This window comes from Streptacidiphilus rugosus AM-16, assembly GCF_000744655.1.
Classification (GTDB): domain Bacteria; phylum Actinomycetota; class Actinomycetes; order Streptomycetales; family Streptomycetaceae; genus Streptacidiphilus; species Streptacidiphilus rugosus.
Map to the genome: position 1 here is coordinate 3,772,998 of NZ_JQMJ01000004.1, position 21,858 is coordinate 3,794,855.

The following is a 21,858-nucleotide window of genomic DNA, read 5'->3' on the forward strand; positions in this document are numbered from 1 at the left end:
GCGGGCTGCAGTGGCTGCTCCTGGCCGGCGTCCTGGTCGCCGGATTCTTCGCGCCGCTGGTGTGGCTCCCTTACATGGCCAACTCCTACCGCACCGCGACCCGGGCGGCCGTGCACCGCGCGAACGCGTACTACTTCGGTCCGGACCACGTCCTGTCGGCGGGCAGCCGGAGACTGGATCTGGGCATGGCCGTCGCCGTCCTGAGGGCGGTGCTGTCGGTGCTGCTCGTGGCCGGGCTCCTGGTGCTGGTGCTCTTCACCGACCTGCGGCTGTTCGGCGGGAGGTGGCCCACGCTGGCCCTGGTGATGGTCTGCACCCCGTTCGCCGTCGGGGCGTGGTGGCACCTGCGCCGGCGCCGCCGCGCCGAGGCAGAGTCCGAGGCGGAGTCCGAGGCCGGGTCCGCAGCCGGGTCCGAGTGCGAGACCGAGACCGAGTCGCCGCCGGCCGGGTGAGACCCCGCGTCAGCCGTGCTTCGCCGCGCGCGCCTGGCGGCGGCGTGCCAGGTCCTCGCGTGCCGTCTGCCAGTGCGCCATGGTCTGCCGGCGGATGGTGGCCCACTCCTGCCGGATCTCGTCGTCCGGCGGCGCCTCGTGCCTGGCGATCCGTCCGAGCTCGTCGTTCACCTCCCGCCCCAGGGCCGCGGACCCGACGAAGGTGAGCATCGCCCCGAAAAGGGCGGTGATCATCGCGAAGACCGCCCCGAGCGCCCCGTAGCGGGTGCCGTAGGAGCTGAAGACACGCGGCAGGTACACCGCGGAGCCCATGGCGTAGAGCGCCGAGAACAGCGCACCGATGATGCCGAAAGGGACCAGGTGCGGCCAGGGGCAGCGACGCGCGGTGAGGATCCAGCCGCCCCAGATCAGCAGCGCGGCGGTCAGCGGCACCTGGCAGGCGGTGGCCGCGAACTGCAGCCGTCCGCCGCCGAACAGGGCGTGCAGCCAGCCCACCGCGACGGCGTAGACGACGACAGCGAGCAGCCAGAGCAGGCCGTTCAGGGAGTTCCGCACGCTCAGCGGCGTGAGCTCCCAGGTCTGCTCGTAGAGACGCTGGGCGGCGCGCGCGAAGCTCAGGGACGAGACGACCAGGAAGATCACCCCGAAGAATCCGAGGCTGACCCCGGGGCCGTCGGGGAAGGAGAAGAGTGACCTGACCGCGTCGGCCCCTCCCCCGGTGAGACCGTAGCGATTGACGATCCGGTCGGCGACGTCCTGCCGCCCGAGTCTGCTGAGGACCGATGCGACCAGGAGGGCCACCGGCAGCAGCGTGGTGAACGCGCTCGAGGCCAGCGCGATCGCGCGGTCGAAGCCGATGATCCGCTGGAAGCGGCTGACCACCCGCAGCGCGAACGCCGGACGCAGCCAGAAGGTGAGCGTCCGCACGAGGCGCGTAGGTTGCACCGTCGCCTCCGCCCTCCGTGTCGACCGGGCTCTGCCTCGGCGCGAGCATAGCCCGGTCCCCGCCGCGCGAGGCCTCGGCACGCGGAGCCGACGCCGACCGTCCAGGGCGAACAGATCGGCTACCCAGAGTATCGAGCCGCTACTTGCCGTAGTCGCGCCGTTCCACTATCGTCCATTCACGTTGGACAGTTCGTCCAACGTAATTGGACATCCGTTGTGCTGTCCGCCGCCACTTCCAAGGAGACCGCCATGAGCATCAACATCACCGAGCTGGACAACGAGTCGGCCGAACTCCTCCCGGGCCGCGAGGCGCTGGGGCGGCTGAGCTTCCGCTTCACCAGGACGACCAACGTGACCAAGCACATCGCCAACGTGAACGCCCACAACACCTCCGTGGCCGTGAACCTCGGCTCGGACGACGCGACCGCCGCCTCCGAGGCCTGCCAGAGCATCACCATCCACCAGTAGAGCCCCGGCCCTCGGCCGGACACGACGGAAACCGCCGGGCCGGACGCCCGACAGAGCACGGTGAAGGGGACTCGCCCGATGACTGTCACGGCGGACACGGGGACGACCGTCCCCGGGCCCGGCGGTTTCGCCACGCTGGTGCAACCTGCTGCCGAACCCCCCTCTCGCGCCGCGGTACCGCTGCCTGTACCGCGGCTGTCGGCCGGGTTGCGCCTGCACGGCGAGTACCAGGGCTCGGGCTTCACCGAGCCCCGGTACATCGCTCGCCGTGGAGACGGCCAGGTGGTGCAGCTGACCCGGCTGCTCCACCTGGTCGCGGGGGCGATCGACGGTGAACGCGACACCGAGCGGATCTCCCACCGCGTCAGCGGCCTGTACGGCAGGGAGCTCAGCGAGGCGAACATCGCCTATCTGATCGACAACAAGCTCACCCCCCTGGGCGTCACCGTCCCCTGGGGCCAGGAGGACGACGAGGTCGACGCCCCGCGCTCCGACCTGCTGCTGGCCCTGAAGGGCCATCGGGTGCTCTTCGACGAGCGCCGGGTCGCCCGCATCGGCCGCTCGCTGGCTTGGCTGCACCGGCCACCCGTGGTGGCGGCGGTCCTGCTGGCGGCGATCGCCATGGACGTCTGGCTGTTCGGCTCCTACGGGGCGATGACCCCGGTCCTGCACGTGCTGGACCAGCCGGTGCTGCTCCTGGCGGTCTTCGGGCTCACCGTCGGCTCGCTCGTCTTCCACGAGTTCGGCCATGCCTCGGCCTGCCGCTACGGCGGGGCGAGACCGGGGTGCATCGGCTGCGGCCTCTTCCTGATCTGGCCCTCCATGTACACCGACGTCACCGACGTCTACCGGATCGGCCGCGGCGGCCGGATCCGCACCGACCTCGGCGGGGTCTACTTCAACGTCGTCTTCATGCTCGGCCTGACCGGCTGCTACCTGCTGACCGGCCAGCCGTTCTTCCTCAGCGCGGTCTACCTCGGCCACTTCGAGGTGCTCGAACAGCTCATGCCCGCGGTCCGGCTGGACGGCTACTACATCCTCGGCGACCTGGCCGGCATCCCCGACCTCTACGGCAAGATCCGCCCGATCCTGCTCAGCATGGTCCCCGGCCGGCCCTCTCCGCCCGAGGTCACCGGACTGCGACGCTCGGCCCGCGTCATCGTCACGACCTGGGTGGCCACCATGGTGCCGCTGCTCCTGGGCGACCTCGGCTACGCCCTGTGGAACCTGCCGCGGATCCTGGCCACCGGCGCCCGCTCGCTGACCGAGCAGCTGTCCGGCACCGCCGACGCGTTCACCCACCTCCATCTCGCCACCGGAGCGGTGGGCCTGCTCGGCTGCATGATGCTGGTCTTCCCGCTGGCCGGCATGACCTACCTGTCGATCCGGCTGGCCGGACGCCTGCTGCGCGCCGCTCGCCGGGCCACCCACGGCCGACCGCGCCTGCGCGTCTCGCTGGTGACGCTCGGCCTGGTCGGCGCGGGCGGGCTCTGCTGCGCCTGGATCGTCGGCCTCACCCCCCGCCCGCTGCCGCCGCAGCCACCGATCGTCCCGGTGCTCCAACCGGGCGTCCACCCGACCCCCCTGGCCCAGCCGCCGACCGCGCCCTCGCCCTCTCCCTCACCGCGGCACCGCGCTCCGTCGCCGTCGCCGTCGCCGTCCGCGGTGCCCTCGCCGGGCACGCCGCCAGGGACCGGCCCCGCGTCCCCGAGCCCCACGCCTACCGCCGCCGCGCGGACGACCCCCTCCGCACCGGCAGCCCCGCCCACCACCGCGGCCCCCTCGCCGAGCCCCACGCCCACGAAGTCCGGGCCCTCGACGACTCCCAGCCCCAGCCCCTCGGCGTCGCCCCCGGTCAGCACGACACCGAGCCCACCCCCCACCACGCCGCCCCCGACCACCAGCCCCGCCCCGACGCCCTGAAGGAACCCCCGTGGACCTGAACCAGCACCGCACGACCGCCGACCGCCCCGGCCCCGCCCGCCGAGTCCTGCGCGCGGGACTGCTCGCCGCCGCAGGACTCGGCGTCCTCGGCACGACCACCGTCGCCCAGGCCGTCCACGGCGTCGCCGTGGACACCGACGCCGCCCACACCCTCGCCAACCCCGGCCACCGCCAGGCCTTCGCGGACTCCTTCAGCGTCCACCAGGAGGGGCTGGTCTACGCCGCGAGCGCCAGGAACCAGGCCACCGCCGTCTCCGGCGGCTGCAGCGCCGACGATCCCTGCCGCTCGATCGCGCTCTCCTTCCAGATCGTCACCATGGCGGGCACCGACATCCACCTCAACGCGCTCAACCTGGGCCGGGCCGTGAACCACCACTGCGACGCCTGCGAAACCCTGGCCGGCGCCTACCAGTTCATCGTCTCCACCCCGCGCCCCTTCACCCTCGGCGCGGCCGCGCAGCGCCGACTCGCCGACATCCACCGCAGGCTCGACGCCCTGCGCGGCTCCACCGCGCCCGTCTCCGAGATCCAGCACCAGGCCGACGCGCTCGCTGCCGAGGTGACCGCGCTGCTCGAGGCAGCCGCCGCGACGGCGCCCAAGGGCCCGGGCATCAGCGCGCTCGCCGCCATGGAGCCGAAGGTCACCGTCCACCGCATGTTCGACCGGAGCTGACCCGACGTCCATTCCGCCGCACCTCCGCGCCGCCGGGGGCGTCACCCGGTTCCAGGTCGTCGCCCTGGTCCACCGGAACCACGACCTGCTGCTGGTCGAGACCCCCGGCGGCGACACCTGGACGGTCCCGCTGGCGGGCGTCCACGCGGGCGAGTCGGTCGCCGACGCGCTCGACTGGCTGTGCAATCCGCACCTCGGCCTGACCGGATGGCGGGCCACCCTCAACACCGTCGTCGAACGTCGGCAGGCCGACGGCAGCGCGGCCCTGCAGATCGTCTTCGACGTGACCACCGGCGCCGACGCCGCCACCGCCCGCCGCCACCGGTGGTGGAACACCCGGCTCCCGCCCCCGCCGCTGCACCGGCAGGCCCGCCCGCTGGTCAGCGGCCTGTACGAGCCCTGAGCGGCCGTGCACCACACTGGGGTGCATGCACCCCAGTGTGGTCACCTCCGTCCCCTACTACGCCCAGTGGGAGTCCCCCGAACTGGTCCGCCGGATCGTGACCGGCGGGCTGGCCGCCCGCGAGGACCCGATGTGGCCGAGGTCCGGCGCGGACTCGGCCGAGGAGTACGAGTGGTGGGCGGTCCGCCTCTGCGGCATGGCGTGTCTGCGGATGGTCCTGCACCACTGGCGCGGGACGGCGCCGCCGGCGCTCGCCCTGGCCCGCGAATGCACCGAGGCCGGCGCCTACGTCGTGCACCCGGACCGGGTGGACGGACTGATCTACGCACCGTTCGCCGCGTACGTCCGCCACCGCTGGCAGTTGGACGCCGTGGTGGAGACGGACCTCGACCCGGCCGGGCTGCGCGCCCGTCTCGACGCCGGCCACCTCGTGATGATCTCCGTCCACCCGGGCATCCGCACGCTCGACGCCGCCCCGCCCGGCCGTGGCGGACATCTGGTCCTCGCCGTCGGCCACACCGAGGACGCGCTGCTGATCCACAACCCGTCCGGCTGGGCCGACACCGGCACTCAGCGGTCCGCGCCGGTTCCCTGGGAGGATCTGGACCGTTTCTTCGCCCGTCGCGGCGTGACGCTGGTCAACCCCGGCCCGTCGGCTCCCCCGTCCGCTCCGGCGCCGGAAGCGGGCGACGGCCGGCGAGCGTGAGCAGCAGCTCCTTGGCGGGCAGGTCGACCGGCTCGCCCGTGCCCACCCGGATGTCGGCGTCCGTGGCCCGCAGTTGAACGCCGGTGAGGTCGACGCCGAAGAAGGCCAGGCTGCGGGGGCTGGTGTGGGCCAGCACGAGGGCGATGCGGTCCGTGGGCGCGGGCGGCAGGCCGAGCGGCTCGGTGATGTCGAGGCCGTGGATGAGGTCGTGGCTGAGCGCCCCGACCGGCCCGCCGCCCGGCGGCTGCCAGGGGTGGTCGATGTTGGCGCGGAGCGCGTGGAGCAGGTCCGCCTCGGTCATCCGGGCGGCGTCCCTGCGGGCGGCGGTGTCCGCGTAGCGGTTGAAGGAGAAGCGGGCCCTGGCGAGACCCGCGAGGAAGCGCGGGGTGCCGGTACGGAACGGCAGGGTGAGGTGGGCCACGACCTCGCGGACGCGCCACCCCTCGCACAGGGTCGGCGCGTCCCACTCGGCGGGAGACAGCGCGGCCAGCAGGTCCGCGAGGCGTTCCCGCTCGGCGCGGGTGTGCGCCCGCAGGGCGGGGTCGGCGGGGTCGGGTGAAGCGGTCATGGGTCGGTCTCCTCGTCGTGGCAGGTACGGCTCTCACTCCTGCTACGACGGCGGGCCGCAAAACTCATCGGTCGTCGCGGACAATCTCCATGGGCAGCCCGTACGCGGGGAAGTGCTCGCCCCAGCCGAGGTAGGTGGCGATCTGGACCACGGCGCTGCGGCGCACCTCCAGCAGCAGCAGCGCGAAGGGCCGCAGCACTCCGTCGGGGTCGGGGCGGTACTGGCCGAGGGTGAGGGCGCCGTTCGCCGGGGCGCCGGGCAGGAGGCGGTGGCCGTCGCAGCCGTCGCTCGCGGCCATGACCGCGGCGATCGCCTGCGGGCCGTCCAGCCACCACACGAAGGGCGGCATGCCGGAGCGCACGTCGTCGCCGAGCAGGGTGACCAGCCGGTCGATGTCGTGCGCCTCGAACGCCTCGACGTAGCCGCGCAGCAGCTCGCGCTGGAGCGGGTCGCCGGGGTCCGGGGCGTCGGCGGGGAACGGCCGGTGCTCGTCGAGGGTGGTGCGGGCCCGTTGCAGGGCGCTGTTGGCGGAGGCGACCGAGGTGTCGAGCATCTGCGCGGTCTCCTCAGCCGTGAAGCGCAGGACGTCGCGCAGCACCAGCACGGCCCGCTGGCGCGGCGGGAGCCACTGGAGCGCGGCGACGAAGGCCAGCCTGACCGACTCCCGGCGCAGCGCCAGCTCGGCCGGATCCGCCGGCTCGACGGCGTTGAGCAGCCTGGACTCCGGCATGGGTTCGATCCAGGCGTCCGGCGGCAGCGGCGTGCCGAGCTGCCCTCCGGTACTGGCCGGCCCCAGGTCCCAGGGCAGGGCGCGGCGGCCGGCGCCGCGGAGCTGGTCCAGGCAGACGTTGGTGGCGATGGCGTGCACCCAGGTGGAGAAGGCGGCGCGGGCCGGGTCGTAGCGGTCCAGGCTCCGGTAGGCGCGCAGCAGCGTCTCCTGGACGGCGTCCTCGACCTCGCCGACGGCGCCCAGCATGCGGTAGCAGTAGCCGGTGAGCGGTCCACGCAGCATCTCCAGCTGCTGGTCCGCGACGTCGGTCCCGCCTCCGCGTGCCGTGCTCACCGCTCCATCATGCCAAGACGTGCGGCCGGACGGCGGTCAGCGGCCGAGGTCGAGGCGGTCGAGGAAGGCCCACAGGGTGGCGCGGCCCGCGGTGTCCTCGGCGCCCGCGGTGGTCTCGCCGACCGAGAGTTCCGCCGACATGGCGACCACCAGACGGGCGGCCGAGGCGGCGTCGGGCCAGCCCATCGCCCGCAGGTCGGGCTCGGCGGCCGCGAGGAAGGTGTCCGCGCGCATGGCGACCTGGTCGGCCAGGGCGGGATCGTTGCGGGCCTCCAACAGCAGCGCCTTGACGCCGTTGTGACGCAGGCACAGGTCCAGGTAGGTCGCAAGGCCCCGGCGCAGCCGCTCCCGGCCGGGCGGCAGCGCGTCCATCGCCTCGCCGACGGCCGCGGCGACCTGGGCGTGGAAGCGCCCGTGCATCGCGCCGAGGAAGGCGCCGCGGTCGGGGAAGTGGACGTAGAAGGTCCCCTTGGCCACGCCGGCCGTGGCGACGACCCGGTTGACGCTCATCGCCGCGAGCCCGTCCCGGCCCGCGATCTCCAGACCGGCCTCCAGCAGGGCTTCTCGGGTGCGCTCGGCCGCGGCGGCTCGGGTGGTCATGCCGGGAGTCTACGACCCGGCGGCGGCGCGCCCTGGCGGCGTCGCGGTGTGATGCGCTACGGTGACCGACCGGTCGGTCATTCAATTTGACCGGAGCCGTCCCCCGTCGCCCACCGCCCCGGCCGGACCGCGACAGACACGAAGGAGAGCGCGATGCGCGCAGCGATCGTGAACCACCTCGGCAGCCCGCCCCGCTTCGCCGAGCGCCCGGACCCGGCCGACCGCCCCGGTCACACCCTGGTGCGGGTCACCGCCGCCGCCCTGAACCCCGTGGACCTGCACATCGCCGCGGGCACCCACCCTGCGGGCACGCCCGCCGTCCCGTACGTGCCCGGGATCGAGGCCGCGGGCACCGTCGTCTCCGGGGGCCCGCTCGCCCCCGGCACCCGGGTCAGGGTCGCGGTCCCCGGCGGCTTCGTCGACGGAACCCTCGCAGAGCTGGTCTCCGTTCCCGACCAGGCCTGCCTGCCGGTTCCCGACGGGCTGGACGACGACCTGGCCGCCGCGGTCGGCGTCGTCGGCGTGAGCGCGCTGACCGCGCTGCGGGACGAGGCCGGACTACGGCCCGGCGACTCCGTACTGGTGCTGGGCGCGACCGGAGCCCTCGGGCAGGCCCTGGTCCATCTCGCCCGCGCGCTGGGCGCCGCGAGGGTGGTCGCGGCCGGCCGCACCGCCGACCGCCTCAAGACGCTGGCGGACACCGCCGACGCCACCCTGCTGCTCGACGCCGCCGCGGACGCGGCGGACCCCTCCCGGATCGCGGCGGCCGTCGCCGCGACCGGCGGACCGGTCGACGTGGTGGCCGACCTGCTCTGGGGTCCGCACACCGGCGTGGCCCAGGCGGCGCTGGGCAGCGGCGGACGCTGGGTCAACCTCGGGCAACTGGCGGGCGGCACGGCCGCACTCGACGCCGCCGCGCTGCGCCACCGACACCTGCGGCTCTCCGGATTCAGCGCGACCGCCCTGCCCGCCGACCGGGTGGCCGCGGCCTACCGCGAGGTCGCCGACATCGCCGCGCGCGGAGCCCTGCCGCTGACCGTCACCGCGCACCCGCTGGAGGACATCGCGGACCTCTGGACCGCGCAGGCCGCCTCGCCCGGCGGCAAGCTGGTCCTGCGCCCCTGACCCGGCCGACCCGCGGGCACGCGGCCGGAACACGCCCGCGGGCGTGGGGCCGGACGATACTGGGGCTCAGGCTGCCCTGATCGAACCAGGTTCCGGAGAGGAAGACCGATGATTCCCGAGGACGCCTACGACCCCTCCGTCCCGCCCAGCGGCGCCGGCTGCGTCGAGTGCGACGCGGCCGGCGGCTGGTGGATCCACCTGCGCCGCTGTGCCCTGTGCGGTCACATCGGCTGCTGCGACGACTCCCCCGCCAAGCACACCACCGCCCACGCCAAGGCGACCGGGCATCCGGTCATCCGCAGTTTCGAACCGGAGGAGACCTGGTTCTGGAACTACGACACCTCCGAGTACTTCGAGTCCGGGCCCGCGTTGGCCTCGCCCCAGAACCACCCGCTCGACCAGCCCGTCCCCGGCCCGCTGGGACGGGTCCCGACCGACTGGGCGGAACGTCTCGCCCGCCCCTGACCGGAACGCTCACGCTGCCGCGCCCGCCGCCCGCAGCGTGAGCCCCGGCCCGTAGGGGGATTTCTGCGTATACGCAATCGTCCCGACCCGTGTTGCCCAGGGGACGGCGCGACCGCACCGTCGAATCAACCCGCGAAACGCACCCCGGGCCGGACGACCGAGGAGAACCCTGCATGGTCGGCGTCATCCCTGGCCAGGTGGCGGCAGGCGACACTGACACCGGCCGACTCCCGTGTCGTGGCCTGGCTGCCGCTCGTGGAAACCGGCGCCTGAGCGCGGCGTCCCCGGCGCGGGCGGCGGGGCGGGCAGCCGGTCGGCGAGGTCGGGCAGCAGCCGGCCGAGCGCCGCGGTCGCGGGCGGCAGCCCGGATGCGGGCAGCCAGGGCCCGGCCTTGTGCAGCGCGTCGACGACCGGCCCGTAGGCCAGCGGTTCGCGCAGCGGATGGCAGTAGCAGAAGAGCACGCAGCGCTGTTCGCGCGCCGGCACCGCGGCGGCCTCCCTGACCAGCCGCGACTCTCCGATCCCCGCCTCGCCCTCGACCAGCACGGTCGCCGGCGGATGCCGGGCGGCGGCGAGCAGCAGGTCCGACTCGCGCGTGCGGCCGACGAACCGGAACAACCCCGCCGGGCCGCCGGAAGGCTCGTGCACGTCCGCCACGGGGATCACCTGCCTGTCGCCGTCACTCACCGTAACCCGGGGTGGAGGGGCCAGCGACCGACGGACGGCGGCGCGGTCGGACGAACGCGCGGACGGTCAGTCGGTCCCCACCGGGCTCCGGGGCGCGTGCGCCGGGCCGACCGGGAGCATCTCCGCGTAGCCGCGGCGGCAGACCGGGCACAGCCGCTCCGGGAAGATGTCGGCGCGCTGCTCCAGCGGCCGCGTCGCCGCGTCGGGGCTCAGCCGCAGCGCGCACAGGGCGGTGTCGCCTCGCACCTGGGCGAGGTGCCACAGGTGGATCTCTCCTTCGACCCACCCGCAGCCCGGTTCCGCCTTCAGCTCCAGTTCCACTGATCTCACCTCTGCTCTGCTCGGGCACCCCTCCCCCAGGTTCACACACAGGACCGCCGAAGGCGGCGCGCCTCGCCCGCCGCCGACGCCGGGACCTGGGAGAACGCGGGGATCAGGTGTGCACGTAGCCGTTGGTCCCGTCGTGGTGGTCCGCGTCCCCCTCGTCGAACCAGTGGCCGCCACCGGCCAGGTAGCGGAACGCGGTCATCCGGCCCTTGGGCAGCACCACGCTGACGGCGCGGCTGCCGTCCTCGCGGGGCTTGAGGACGTGCGCGCCGGGCTTCCAGTCGTTGAAGTCCCCGACCACGCTCACCGGCCGGTCCCCGTCCCCGTCCTCGGGCAGCACGAAGGTGACCTTCGTACCCTGCTTGACGGCCGCACGTTCCAGCATGACGCCTCCTCGTTCGGGTGGAGCGGAGCTCCCAGCCTGACGCGTGCCGGCGTGCCGAACGGGCTTCCGCCCGCGCGGCACGACCCGGTGCCACCCGTTCAGCCCCCGACGGTGGTCGCGCGGTCCGCGGTCAGCGGTTCGGCGCGGCCGCGCTGATCCGCCCGAGCGCGGAGCCGGGGTCGCGGTCCTCGGCGAGGTCCCCGAGGGAAACGATGCCGACGGGCCGTCCGTCGGCGTCCACGACCGGCAGTCGCCGGGCGGGGCCGCGCGTGCGGCTCAGGACTTCGCCGGGGCGGTGGTCCAGGCGACGTCGGGGATGTAGTCGACGGAGGCGGCGAAGCCGCTGATCCGGTGGGAGTCGTAGGCGTAGATGCCCTCCATGCGCAGCACCGAGACGAACCAGGCCTGGTCGACGACGTAGCGCATCACCTCCTGGTCCAGCGCCGGCGCCTGCGCGGCGGGGGCGGCGGCCGCGGTGGCGAGCATCTTCGTGAGCGTGGGGTCCTGGGAGGCGAAGGGGTTGAAGGCGGTGGCGTGCGGGAGCATCCAGTCCAGCGAGAGCAGGTAGGTGCTCGCGCCGCCGTAGCCGAAGCCGAGGGTCGGGAAGCGCCTGGAGGTGGCGTTGCCGAGCCACTGCCCGATGCTGGTGTCGGTGGTGAGGTTCACCGTGACGCCGATCTTCCGCCACTCGGCGACGACCGCCTGGGTGACCAGGTCGATCCCCAGGAAGCCCTGGGTCTCCATGCCGAGCGAGAAGCCGTTCGGGTAGCCGGCCTCGGCCAGCAGCTGCTTGGCCTTGGCGGGGTCGTAGGGGTAGCGGTTGTCGGCGTCGGGCGCGTACCCGTCCAGGCCGGGCAGGCTGATCTCGTCCGTCGGGCTGCCGTACTGCTGGACCACGGCCTTGGTGATCGCGGCACGGTCGACGGCGTAGTTGAGCGCCTGCCGGACGCGGAGGTCCTTCAGCGGCGGCGCGAGCACGCCGGCGCGGTCGACGAGGTTGACGCCGACGAAGGCGGCCGGGGACATGGTGACCGCGAGGCCGCCGCCCTTGGCGGTGCCGACCTGGCTGGAGTTGATGCCGAGAACGTCGGCCTGACCGGTCTCGACGGCCTGGAGCGCGGAGTTCGGGTTGGCGATCACCTTGATCACGACCCGCTTCCAGTGGATCCTGCTCCGGTCCCAGTAGTACCGGTTCGGGGTGTAGGTGTAGTGGTCCCCGGAGACGGTGTGCGCGGCGTCCAGGACGTAGGGGCCGGCGCCGTAGGACGCGGTGCCGAGGTCGCCCTGGTGGGCGAGCCCGCCGGGGCTGATCACCGAGCCGACCAGGAGCACCTGGGTCAGCAGCTGCGGCAGGTCGGGGTGGGGCGAGGAGCAGTGGATGCGGACGGTGCGCGGGCCGGTCGCGGTCACCGAGTCGATCGCGGAGTCCCAGGAGAGGTTGAGCCCGTGCGTGCGGGTGTAGTCGAGCGAGGCGGCCACCGCCTGGGCGGTGACGGGCGTGCCGTCGGCGAAGCGGGCGCCGTCGCGCAGGGTCAGGGTGAACTCCCGGTTGCCCGAGCCGACGTAGCCCCAGGAGGTGGCGAGGTCGGGGCCGACCGTGCCGCCGGGCCCCATCCGCAGCAGGGAGTCGTAGGTGAGGTTGACGAACCAGTTGTCCGAACCCACGTTGGCCTTGGCCGGGTCGAGGCTGGCGGGGGCGGCGGCCGCGACGAGGGTGAGGGTGTCGCCGCTCGCGCCGCCGGCGCCGCCCGAGGAGCCGCCGCAGGCGGTCATCGGGGCGGCGAGCAAAGCGAGGGCGGTCAGGGCGGTGGCGGTTCTGCGTCTGGTCATGGCATGTCCTCCGGTGGGCGAGGGCGGGGTTGAGGGACGGTCCGACTCCTCGGGGCGGGTCAGGGCCGGGCGACGAGTTCGGCCGCGCGATGGCACGCGGCGCTCCTGGCGTCAGGACCGGCCGGGCTCGGGGACCCGGCGGGCCCGGCCGGGACCCGCTCGGCGACCGGCAGCAGCCGGGGGCGTTCGCGACGGCACAGGTCGAGGGCGTGCGCGCAGCGCGGCGCGAAGACGCAACCCGCGGTGGGGTTCCCGCCCGCCACGCGCGCGGTCACGACGGTGTCGGCGCGCGCCGCGGCGGCCCTCCGGGCCCGCTGCCGTGCCGGGTCGGGCTCGGGCACGGCGGCGATCAGCATGCGGGTGTACGGGTGGACGGGGTGTTCGTACAGCTCCTCGGAGGGGCCGGTCTCCATGACCTGACCCCGGTACAGCACGACGATGCGGTGGGAGAGATGGCGCACGACGGGCAGGTCGTGCGCCACGAACAGGTAGCTGAGCCGCATGGCCTCCTGCAGTTCGGCCAGCAGGTTCATCACCTGCGCCTGCACGGACAGGTCCAGGGCGCTGACCGGCTCGTCGCAGATGACCAGACGGGGGCCGGGCATGAGCGCGCGGGCGATGGCGATGCGCTGCCGCTGGCCGCCGGAGAACTGGGCGGGGTAGCGGTGCGCCGTCTCCCGCGGCAGCCCGACCCGGCCGAGCATGTCGGCGACCTTCTCCCCCGCCTGGCGGGCCGTCAGCCGCTGGTGCACCAGCAGGGGCTCAGCCAGCGTGCTGCCGATCGTGCGGGCCGGGTTGAGGGAGGAGTACGGATCCTGGAACACCACCTGCAGTCGGGCGCTGAGTTCGCGGCGGGTCCGGGCCCCGGCCCGGGTGATGTCCGCGCCCTCGAACCGGATGGTTCCCGAGCGGACCGGGTTCAGCCCGAGGACGGCCCGACCGATCGTCGACTTCCCCGATCCCGACTCGCCGACCAGCCCGAGGGTCTCGCCGTGGCCGATGGCCAGGCTGACGCCGTCGACCGCCCTCAGCGGCGGGGTGCGGCGTCCCTGGCGGAACTCGACGGACAGGTCCCTGACGTCGAGGATCGCGGGCGTTCCTCGGTCGGTGGTGGCCGCGTCGGTGGGGTCTGCGGTCATCGGCTGCTTCCTTCCTGGACGAGCCGGTCGGTGTGGACGCACCGGGTGGCGCGTCCGGGTGCGGGTTCGGTCAGCGCCACGGGCGCGGCGCACGCGGGGCTCGCCAGCGGGCAGCGGGCGGCGAAGCGGCAGCCCTCGGGCCAGGCGCCCGGAGGCGGGACCGTGCCCGCGATGGTGGGCAGCGGCTCCCCGGGGGCGGCGGCGTGCGGGTTGGCGGACAGCAGGCCCGCGGTGTAGGGGTGCAGCGGGCGGGTGAACAGGGCCTCCACCTCGGCCTGTTCGACGACCTGGCCGGCGTACATGACCACCGCCCGGTCGCACAGGTCGGCCACGACACCCCAGTCATGGGTGATCAGGAGGACGGCCATGCCGGTCTCGGTCTGCAGCGCGCGCAGCAGACCGAGGATCTCGGCCTGCACGGTGACGTCCAGTGCGGTGGTGGGCTCGTCGGCGATGAGCAGTCGGGGGCTGCCGGCGAGCGCGAGGGCGATCGCGGCCCGCTGGGCCAGGCCGCCGGAGAGCTGGTGCGGGTGGCGGTCGGCCACGGCGGCGGGGTCGGGGACGTTGACCTTGTCCAGCAGTTCGACGGCGCGGGCGCGCGCCGCCCTGCGGCCGCATCCGGTGTGCCGGGCGACCGCCTCCGCCAGTTGCCGGCCGACGGTGAACGTCGGGTCCAGCGCGACCATCGGCTCCTGCGAGACGTAGGCGATGCCGGAACCGCGCACACCGGCGAGCGCCTTGGGCGCGGCCACCAGGTCCGTTCCCTCGAACAGCACGCGTCCCGCGCTGATCCGGCCTTGGCCGGGCACCAGCCCGAGGATGCCGAGCGAGGTGACGGACTTGCCGCAGCCGGACTCGCCGACGACGCCCAGGGTCTCGCCGGGCCGGATGTCGAAACTGACGTCCTGGACGACCGCCGTGCCCGCGATCTCGACGGAGAGCCGGCTGACCGAGAGCAGGGCGCGCGGGTCCCGGGCCGCGACGTCCGGATCCGCCGCGGCAGCCGCGGGGGCCGGGCGCGGGAGGGCGCGGCCGGCCGGGAACGCCGGAGCCCAGGCCTCGACCGCCGCGTCGCGGACCGCGTCCCCGAGAACGCCCAGGGCGACGACGGTGATCACGAGCGGCAGACCGGCCGGGAGCAGCATCCACGGATCGCGGTCGATCACCTGCGAGGCGTCCGCCACCAGGCCGCCCCAGGAGGGCGCGGGCGGCGGCGCGCCGAGGCCGAGAAAGCCGAGCCCGGCCTGGATCGTCACCACGATGGCCGCGAACAGGGCGGCCTGGACGACGACGGTGCTGGTCAGGCGCGGCAGGACGTGTCGCCGCAGGATCTGCGGGCGGTTGAGCCCGGCCACCCGGGCGGCGGCCACGTAGAGCTCCTCGCGGACCCGGAGGGTCTGGGCGCGCAGGATGCGGATCAGGCCGGGGCTGCCGATCACCCCGAAGGTCACCATCGCGGCGTGCAGGTTGCCGGGGAAGACGGCCAGCACCACCAGGATGATCACGATCCCCGGCAGCGCGAAGACCAGGTCGGCGGTCCTGGTGATGAGCCAGTCGAGCCGTCCGCCCAGATAGCCGGAGGCGAGTCCGGCGCTCACGCCGATGACCAGGTAGACCACGACGGCCTCGGCCACGGCGAGGAGCGTCGAACGCCCGCCGAAGAGCAGCCGGCTGAGCAGGTCCCGGCCCAGCGTGTCGGTGCCGAGCGGGTGGCCTCCGGTCGGGCCGGTCAGGACGCTGTTCAGGTCCTGGTCCAGCGGTCCGTGCGCGGTGACGAGCGGTGCGGCGGCGGTGGCGAGGGTGAGCAGCAGCAGCCAGCCGAGGGCGAACGCGGCCGGGCGGCGTCGCAGCACGCCCCGGACGATTGCGCTGCGGGCGCGAGCGGGGCGCGAGCTGTCGGCGGTGTCGGTCATGCGGCACGCACCCGGGGGTCGAGTCGGCCGTACGCGAGGTCGACGACGAGGTTGACCAGGACGACGAGGACGCTGACGTAGAGCACGGCCCCCTGGATGACCGGGATGTCGTGCTCGACGGTGGCCTGCTGGATCAGGCCGCCCAGCCCCGGCATGGCGAAGACCGTCTCCACGAAGACCGTTCCGGCGAGCAGGCTCACCAGCACCACGCCGAGCACGGTCACCAGCGGCAGGGCCGCGTTGCGCAGCACGTGCCGGTAGGTGATCGACCGCGTGGAGAAGCCGTTGGCGGTCATCACGCGGACGAAGTCCCTGCCCATGGCGTCCAGGACGGCGTCGCGGGTCTGCTTGGCGATGACCGCGACCCCGCCCAGCGCCAGCGAGGCGACGGGCAGGACCAGCGAGCGCAGCCACTGGCCGGGGTCCTCGGTCAGCGGCACGTAGCCGGTGACCGGGAACCAGCGCAGCCGTACGGCGAAGAGCAGGATCAGCACCAGCGCGAACCAGAACGCGGGAACGCCCAGGCCGAGGAGGGCCAGCCCGTCGACGGTCCGTACCAGCCGACCCCCACGACGGGCGCTGAGCAGTCCGAGGCCGAGGCCGAGGACGCCGGACACGAGGGTCCCGGCCAGGATCAGGGACAGCGTCACCGGCAGTCGGCTGTCCAGCATCGAGGTGACAGACTCTCCACTGAACAGACTGGCCCCGAGGTCGCCCCTGGCCGCGCCCGCGAGCCAGTGCCCGTACTGCGACACCAGGGGCCGGTCCAGGCCGAGTTGGGCGCGGACGGCCGCGTACTGCGTGGCGGTCGCATGCTGGCCGACGAGAGTACGGGCGGGGTCTCCCGGGACGAGCGACACCAGGACGAAGGTCAGGGCGGAGACCACGAACAGCAGGGGGACGGACGACAGCAGCCGTCGACCCACCAGCCGGAGAGTTGCCATGCTCACCTCTTCAACAGGTTGCTTGTACTTGTCACCTAGGTGGTTACACGTGCTATCAATGAGGCGGGGCGAGCCTATAGCGCTCCACTGACGACCGCCAGGGTTGTTGCACATCTCCGGAACGGGATGTGCCACGTAGCCTCGCGGCCATTGATTACACGTGTAACACTGGAGCCCGGGGAGCCTCACCGCCCCGGCCCGACGCCACCCACCGCTCCGGCATCACCGCTTTGTGAGAGCTCATGACACACATCCAGTCCCCCGCCCCGACACAGGCCGGCACCACCGCCGCCTCACCCGCCGGCCGCTTCGACCCCGGCCGGGTCCGGCTGCTGGCCGGCCTGGCCTGCGCCGTCGGAGCGGCCCTGATCGCCCTGGCCGTCGCCCTCGACACCGCCCGTCCGGTCTTCCAGAGCTGGGACAACCGCTGGCTGGCCTGGATGGGCGGCCCGCACGCGGGCTTCCCCCACGCGGTCGCCATGGCCCTGAACTGGTTCGGCGCCCCGACCGGGATCGTCGTGCCGATCGCCCTCGCGCTGCTGCTGGCCGCGCTGCGGCGCTGGTGGTCACTGCTCTTCTTCGTCACGGCCTACCTCGGCGGGAGCATGGTCGTGGTGCAGGTGCTCAAGAGCGCCGTCGACCGGCAGCGCCCGGTCCATCCGCTGGTTCTGGTCGACCACGGCTCCTTCCCCTCCGGCCACGCGTTCGGCGCCGCGCTGCTGGTCGTGCTGGTCGGCGCACTGTTCGTGCCGGCCGCCCGCCGTGGCCGGTGGTGGCTGTTCGGCTGCCTGTTCGTGCTGACCATGATGTGGAGCCGCACCTGGCTGCACGCCCACTGGCTCAGCGACACCGTCGCCGGAGCGCTCGCGGGGACGGCCACGGCCCTGCTCCTGTGGTGCGCCTTCGCCCCGCTGCTCGCCCGTGAGGCCGGGCGCCCCCGCCGTCACTGAGCGGCCGTCACCCGCCTCGGCTCCGACGGGACCGTGCTGCGCCCGCGCGAGCAGGCGCAGCACCCGGTCCGGATCCCTGGCCACCGCCGTGACCCGGTCGAAGAGCATCACCTGCCGCCCTTCGGGCTCGTACCTGGGCCACAGACCGGGATCGCCGATGCGGGCGAAGCGCGCCCAGCAGCAGGACATCACGTCGGCGAGCTCCTGCGGGGGCCTTGGCCCGGTGAACCTGTCCACCCCCTCGACGTCCAGGTTGTCGAAGACGAAGGGGAGTTCGAGCGAGTGGCAGGCGCCCAGGCGGCCCTCGTGCGCGGACGAGGCCCAGTCGAAGCGGTAGCGCCAGACCGCTCCGCCGCAGGCGGCCTGCGCCTCGGCGAGCCGTCCGGTCGGGCCGCCGAAGAGCCGCTCGCCGATGAGCGCGGCGAGCAGGCCGGCCGCCGAGCCGTCAGGCCCGACCGAGCGGTAGGCGTCCAGAGCCGCACCGGGGTCGGCGTGGTCGGCCGCGAACAGCGCCGTCAGCGCCTCCTCGGGCAGGTCGCCGACCGGGTCGGGGCCGAGCACGGTGAACATCCGGCCCTCGTCCCTGTTGGTCCCGAGCAGCAGCGGCACCCGGCGGGCCGCGCCCGCCGCGATCGCGTCCAGGGGTGTGCGGGGCAACACCTCGCCGTCGACGTGCGGGACGAACGCGAGACCGACGCCGTCGCCCCTGGCCTGCCAGGCGCGGGTGACCGCCTCCTGCGCCCGGAGCAGGTCGGCGGCCGGACGGGTCAGCAGCTCGGCGGCGGCGTGCGGGGCGACGCCGAGCTCGTCGAGGAACGCCCGGGTGACCTCGCCCGCCTGGTCGAGGTCGATGGTGCCCTCGCCGCTGCCGCTCTGGACGATCGCCTTGTGGAACAGCCCGGCCGACCCCGGCGAGGCCAGGTGGGCGACCACGCTGAACGCTCCGGCCGACTGCCCGAAGAGGGTGACATTGCCGGGATCGCCGCCGAAGGCCGCGATCTCGTCACGGACCCAGGTCAGTGCGGCCCGCTGGTCGAGCAGACCCACGTTGCCCGAGGAGGCGTACCTCCCTCCCAGGACCTCGGCCAGGTGCAGGAAGCCGAGCGCGCCCAGCCGGTGGTTGAGGGTGACCACGACCACGTCGTGGCGCTCGGCGAGGCGCCCGCCGTCGAAGACGGGGTCGCTCCCCGCGCCGGTCAGGAAGCCGCCGCCGTGGATCCACACCAGGACCGGCCGCCGCCCCGAACCGCTCTGCGGGGTCCAGAGGTTGAGCGTCAGGCAGGACGCCTCGTCGTGGGCGGACGGGGCGCGCCCGAACATCTGCTCAAGCACCGCGTCGTGGTTCTGTGGCGCGGTCGGACCGTAGGACCGCGCGTCCCTGGTCCCCGGCCAGGGGCTCACCCGAGCGGGCGGCAGAAAGCGGAGCTTTCCGACCGGCGGCGCGGCGTAGGGGATGCCGAGGAAGGCCTCGGCGCGCCCGTCGTGCTCGCCGCGGACGCGGCCGGACGAGGTGGGGACGACGACCGGCGGACGGGCGGGCGCGGGACGGTGCGGCGGGCCGCTCCAGGGCCTCGGGTGCGGCACCGGCATGGGCTTGCCTCCTTCGGGGCTCGGTGGTGGCGCGCGGCGGGGCGGACCGGCCGCCGCGCGGGGGGCGTCAGCGGACGGTGCGGATCGGGGCGATGGCGAGGCCGCCCAGGACGGAGAGGACGCCGCCGACCACGAACAGGCCGTTGTAGCCGCCGAGATGGGCGATGACCTGGGAGGCGACGAAGGGCGCGACGATCTGCGGCCCGGCGCCGGCGATGTTCAGCACGCCCATGTCCCTGGCCGTGTCCTCGGAGCTGGGCAGGACGAGGGTGACCAGCGCGGTGTCGACGGCCACGAAGCAGCCGAAGGCGAGGCCGTTGAGGGCGCTGAAGACCAGCATCCCGGTCCAGGTCGGGCTGACCACCGGCACCACCATGACCAGCCCGGACAGCGTGGCGGACGCGCCGACGAACAGCTTGCGCCGGTTCCAGCGGTCCGACAGCACCCCGCCGACCAGGGTGGAGACGATCATCGCCGCCATCGACACCGGGGTGAGGACCGCGATGGCGGCGGCCGGGGTCAGGCCTGCGGGGAGCCTGACGTGGTCGGAGAGGATGTAGAGCTGGTAGCCCATGACCGAGAAGTAGCCGAGGACCAGCAGCGCCCGGCCTATGAAGGCCCAGCGGAAGTCGTGGTTCGCCAACGCCTGCAGGAAGGTGGCGAACTGACGCCGCAGAGGCACGGACGGCTTCGGAGCCCGGCGGGGCTCGCGCCCCAGGGTGGTGAGCAGCAGGCCGGCCACGGCGACGATCGCGCCGAGCACCAGGTATCCGGTGCGGGGCGCGCCCGCGGTCGCGGACGCCACCAGGACGCCGACCGTTCCGCCGACCGGCAGGCCGAGGCCGACCAGTGCGGAGGCGGTGCCGCGCCGCTCGGCGGGGATGCGGTCGGGGACGACCGCGGTGGTGGCGGCCTGGTAGACGCTCATCGTGGCCTGGCCCAGGCACCAGCCGATGCCCGCCATCAGCACGGTGTCGACGCTCCCCAGGAACGCCATCGCCGCCAGGGAGGCCAGGGCCCCGCCGACGATCCACGGTCCCCGCCGTCCGGTGCGGTCGGACAGGGCACCCGCGACCGGGTTGAGCACGGTGGCGAACAGGGCGCTGACCCCGCCGACGAGGCCGAGGACCGCCACCTTGTGCGCGGGGTCCAGGTGGGCGATCTGGGTCGGCAGCAGGACGCTGCCGACGCCGAGGTAGAGGGCGAACATCGAGGTGTTGGCGAGGGACAGCAGGGCCATCAGGCCGCCCTGCCGGTCCTGCCCGGCGCGGGAGCCCCGGGCGGCCTCGCCGGTCCCGGTTCCCGCCCGGTCGGTGCTCGCTCCGTCGCTTCTCGGGCTGTCGTCGATGGTCTGGCTGGGCTGGTCGGACATGGTCGGCTCCGGTGCAGAGGCCCGTCGGGAGGGTGCGCCGAACGGGCGGGCGGTTCACGCGGGTGGAGTGGAGGGGACGCGGCACTCGGTCCGCAGACGCGGGAGTCAGGGGGAAGGGTCGTCCCTGACCTGGCGCGGGCGTCGGCCGCGTCGGGGCTGCGATGATCGGCAGCGGCGTGATAACACGTGTAAACTTGCTTCCGACCTGTATACACCCGTCGGACTGGCTGCACCAGACCTGACGACCTGGAATGATGCAAACGCCATGGCATTCAGCAAGGGGCCGCACGCCGGCCAGATCACCAGCACCGACGTCGCCCGCGCGGCGGGCGTCTCCCGCGCCACCGTGTCCTTCGTGCTCAACGGCACGCCGACCGCCCGGATCAGCGAGGAGACCCGCACCCGGGTGCTCGCCGCCGCGGACGAGCTGGGCTACGTGCCGCACGCCGCCGCCAGGTCCCTGCGGGCCGGACGCACCGACCTGATCGTGCTGCCCGCCGCGGTGTCGGCCGCCGGGCGGCTGTTCAGCGACTGGGTCGACGAGATGGAGACCGCGCTCGGCGAGCGCGGCTACACGGTGGTGCTCCACGGGAACCGCTCCCCCGACCCGGTGACGGCCGCCCGCGCCTGGGCGCAGCTGCGGCCGGCCGCCGTCCTGGCCATGGCCCCGACGGGACTGACCGCCGAGGCGGTCCAGGTGCTGGCCCAGGCGGGCACGACGGCCGTGCTCACCATCGCGCCCGAGCCGGTGCCGGGCGTCCTGACGCTGCTCGGCGACCAGACCGACATCGGCAGGATCGCGGCAGAACACCTGATCGCCCGGGGGCGTCGCCGGATCGGCGTGCTGATGCCGACCGAGCGCGGTCTCTCCGCCTTCGCGGAGCCCCGGCTGGCAGGGGTCCGGCAGGTCGCCGCGGAGCACGGAGCGGCGGTGACCCCGCTGCCGATGCCCTACGGCGGCGACGCGGCCGCCGCGCTGGCGGTGCTCTGCCGCGAACTCGGCCTGGACGCGGTGTTCGGCTACAACGACGAGTACGCGGCACTGTTGTGCGCGGCGCTCAGCGACCACGGGGTCGACGTGCCCGGCCGGATCGCGGTGGTCGGCGCGGACGACCTGCTGCTGGCCCAGATCGTGCGCCCGCAGCTGACCTCGGTGCGGTACCGGCTCCCCGGCGCCGACGTGATCGCCGAGGCCGTGGCCGGCCTGATCAACCACGGCACCGCCGAACCACTCCCCCCTCTGTGGTTCGAGCTGGTGCCGCGGCAGTCCTCCTGAGCCGGAGTCCGCCGGCTCAGACGGGGCGCCGCT

The 21,858-nt window shown here is 74.1% G+C and carries 22 protein-coding genes and 1 pseudogene; 9 read left to right on the top strand and 14 right to left on the bottom strand.

Annotation, left to right across the window (positions count from 1 at the left end; translation table 11 throughout):
• Positions 1-74 precede the first annotated feature (74 nt).
• Positions 75-452 (top strand): hypothetical protein, encoded by a 378-nt coding sequence (locus BS83_RS42175; RefSeq protein ID WP_051943959.1) that lies wholly within the window; start codon positions 75-77, stop codon positions 450-452.
• Positions 453-461: 9 nt separating this feature from the next.
• Here BS83_RS42175 and BS83_RS26080 read toward each other — a convergent pair whose 3' ends face one another.
• Complete coding sequence (locus BS83_RS26080; protein WP_232248492.1) at positions 462-1,397, bottom strand: hypothetical protein; 936 nt, start codon at positions 1,395-1,397, stop codon at positions 462-464.
• Positions 1,398-1,646: 249 nt separating this feature from the next.
• On the opposite strand from BS83_RS26080, the gene BS83_RS26085 reads away from it, so the two are divergent.
• The 4 genes from BS83_RS26085 to BS83_RS26100 all read left to right on the top strand — a co-directional run bounded on the left by BS83_RS26085 (position 1,647) and on the right by BS83_RS26100 (position 5,591).
• On the top strand, positions 1,647-1,865 hold the full coding sequence (locus BS83_RS26085) for a hypothetical protein (protein WP_037605979.1): 219 nt from the start codon (positions 1,647-1,649) through the stop codon (positions 1,863-1,865).
• Between the two features lie 78 nt (positions 1,866-1,943).
• A complete protein-coding gene (locus BS83_RS26090; RefSeq protein WP_051943961.1) occupies positions 1,944-3,788 on the top strand; it encodes a zinc metalloprotease in 1,845 nt (614 codons plus the stop codon).
• Between the two features lie 10 nt (positions 3,789-3,798).
• Positions 3,799-4,482, top strand: coding sequence for a hypothetical protein (locus BS83_RS26095; RefSeq protein ID WP_232248493.1), 684 nt, complete (start codon positions 3,799-3,801; stop codon positions 4,480-4,482).
• Positions 4,483-4,910: 428 nt separating this feature from the next.
• Positions 4,911-5,591, top strand: coding sequence for a C39 family peptidase (locus BS83_RS26100; RefSeq protein ID WP_051943963.1), 681 nt, complete (start codon positions 4,911-4,913; stop codon positions 5,589-5,591).
• On the opposite strand, the gene BS83_RS26105 is transcribed toward BS83_RS26100, so the two are convergent.
• The 3 genes from BS83_RS26105 to BS83_RS26115 all read right to left on the bottom strand — a co-directional run bounded on the left by BS83_RS26105 (position 5,524) and on the right by BS83_RS26115 (position 7,822).
• A complete protein-coding gene (locus BS83_RS26105) occupies positions 5,524-6,159 on the bottom strand; it encodes a maleylpyruvate isomerase family mycothiol-dependent enzyme (protein ID WP_037605980.1) in 636 nt (211 codons plus the stop codon). The two genes, BS83_RS26100 and BS83_RS26105, sit on opposite strands and share 68 nt — an antisense overlap.
• Before the next feature lie 64 nt (positions 6,160-6,223).
• Positions 6,224-7,222, bottom strand: coding sequence for an RNA polymerase subunit sigma-70 (locus BS83_RS26110; RefSeq protein ID WP_232248494.1), 999 nt, complete (start codon positions 7,220-7,222; stop codon positions 6,224-6,226).
• A gap of 36 nt (positions 7,223-7,258) precedes the next feature.
• Positions 7,259-7,822, bottom strand: coding sequence for a TetR/AcrR family transcriptional regulator (locus BS83_RS26115; RefSeq protein ID WP_037605981.1), 564 nt, complete (start codon positions 7,820-7,822; stop codon positions 7,259-7,261).
• Between the two features lie 153 nt (positions 7,823-7,975).
• On the opposite strand from BS83_RS26115, the gene BS83_RS26120 reads away from it, so the two are divergent.
• Entirely contained in the window at positions 7,976-8,947 is a 972-nt protein-coding gene (locus BS83_RS26120; RefSeq protein WP_037605982.1) for a quinone oxidoreductase family protein, read from the top strand.
• 108 nt (positions 8,948-9,055) lie between these two features.
• Positions 9,056-9,412: a UBP-type zinc finger domain-containing protein gene (locus BS83_RS26125; RefSeq protein WP_037605983.1), complete on the top strand. Its 357-nt coding sequence runs from the start codon at positions 9,056-9,058 to the stop codon at positions 9,410-9,412.
• Positions 9,413-9,595: 183 nt separating this feature from the next.
• On the opposite strand, the gene BS83_RS26130 is transcribed toward BS83_RS26125, so the two are convergent.
• From BS83_RS26130 to BS83_RS26165, 8 genes are all read right to left on the bottom strand, one after another.
• Positions 9,596-10,069, bottom strand: a complete 474-nt coding sequence (locus tag BS83_RS26130; protein WP_037605984.1) for an AAA family ATPase — start codon at positions 10,067-10,069, stop codon at positions 9,596-9,598.
• A 96-nt stretch (positions 10,070-10,165) separates the two neighbouring features.
• Positions 10,166-10,420, bottom strand: coding sequence for a hypothetical protein (locus BS83_RS26135; protein ID WP_037605985.1), 255 nt, complete (start codon positions 10,418-10,420; stop codon positions 10,166-10,168).
• A 112-nt stretch (positions 10,421-10,532) separates the two neighbouring features.
• On the bottom strand, positions 10,533-10,811 hold the full coding sequence (locus BS83_RS26140) for an isoamylase early set domain-containing protein (protein ID WP_037605986.1): 279 nt from the start codon (positions 10,809-10,811) through the stop codon (positions 10,533-10,535).
• Positions 10,812-10,941: 130 nt separating this feature from the next.
• Positions 10,942-11,115 carry a CBS domain-containing protein gene (locus BS83_RS46655; protein ID WP_198035460.1) on the bottom strand — a complete coding sequence of 58 codons (174 nt, stop codon included), beginning with the start codon at positions 11,113-11,115 and terminating at the stop codon, positions 10,942-10,944.
• Positions 11,088-12,641: an ABC transporter substrate-binding protein gene (locus BS83_RS26150; protein WP_051943966.1), complete on the bottom strand. Its 1,554-nt coding sequence runs from the start codon at positions 12,639-12,641 to the stop codon at positions 11,088-11,090. Before BS83_RS26150 ends, BS83_RS46655 begins: the two co-directional genes overlap by 28 nt.
• A gap of 59 nt (positions 12,642-12,700) precedes the next feature.
• Positions 12,701-13,780, bottom strand: a complete 1,080-nt coding sequence (locus BS83_RS26155; protein WP_063774233.1) for an ABC transporter ATP-binding protein — start codon at positions 13,778-13,780, stop codon at positions 12,701-12,703.
• Entirely contained in the window at positions 13,777-15,693 is a 1,917-nt protein-coding gene (locus tag BS83_RS26160; RefSeq protein WP_051943968.1) for a dipeptide/oligopeptide/nickel ABC transporter permease/ATP-binding protein, read from the bottom strand. The genes BS83_RS26155 and BS83_RS26160 overlap by 4 nt, the downstream gene beginning before the upstream one ends.
• Complete coding sequence (locus tag BS83_RS26165; protein ID WP_037605987.1) at positions 15,690-16,637, bottom strand: ABC transporter permease; 948 nt, start codon at positions 16,635-16,637, stop codon at positions 15,690-15,692. Before BS83_RS26165 ends, BS83_RS26160 begins: the two co-directional genes overlap by 4 nt.
• 605 nt (positions 16,638-17,242) lie before the next feature.
• Between BS83_RS26165 and BS83_RS46660 the strand changes: the two genes are divergently transcribed.
• Positions 17,243-17,587, top strand: coding sequence for a phosphatase PAP2 family protein (locus BS83_RS46660; RefSeq protein WP_232248744.1), 345 nt, complete (start codon positions 17,243-17,245; stop codon positions 17,585-17,587).
• Positions 17,588-17,686: 99 nt separating this feature from the next.
• Here BS83_RS46660 and BS83_RS47800 read toward each other — a convergent pair.
• A pseudogene (locus BS83_RS47800) lies at positions 17,687-19,177 on the bottom strand (carboxylesterase/lipase family protein); the annotation flags it as partial.
• Positions 19,178-19,244: 67 nt separating this feature from the next.
• Entirely contained in the window at positions 19,245-20,549 is a 1,305-nt protein-coding gene (locus BS83_RS26180; protein ID WP_037605989.1) for an MFS transporter, read from the bottom strand.
• A 265-nt stretch (positions 20,550-20,814) separates the two neighbouring features.
• Here BS83_RS26180 and BS83_RS26185 point away from each other — a divergent pair, with 265 nt between their 5' ends.
• Complete coding sequence (locus BS83_RS26185; RefSeq protein ID WP_037605990.1) at positions 20,815-21,825, top strand: LacI family DNA-binding transcriptional regulator; 1,011 nt, start codon at positions 20,815-20,817, stop codon at positions 21,823-21,825.
• Positions 21,826-21,858 lie beyond the last annotated feature (33 nt).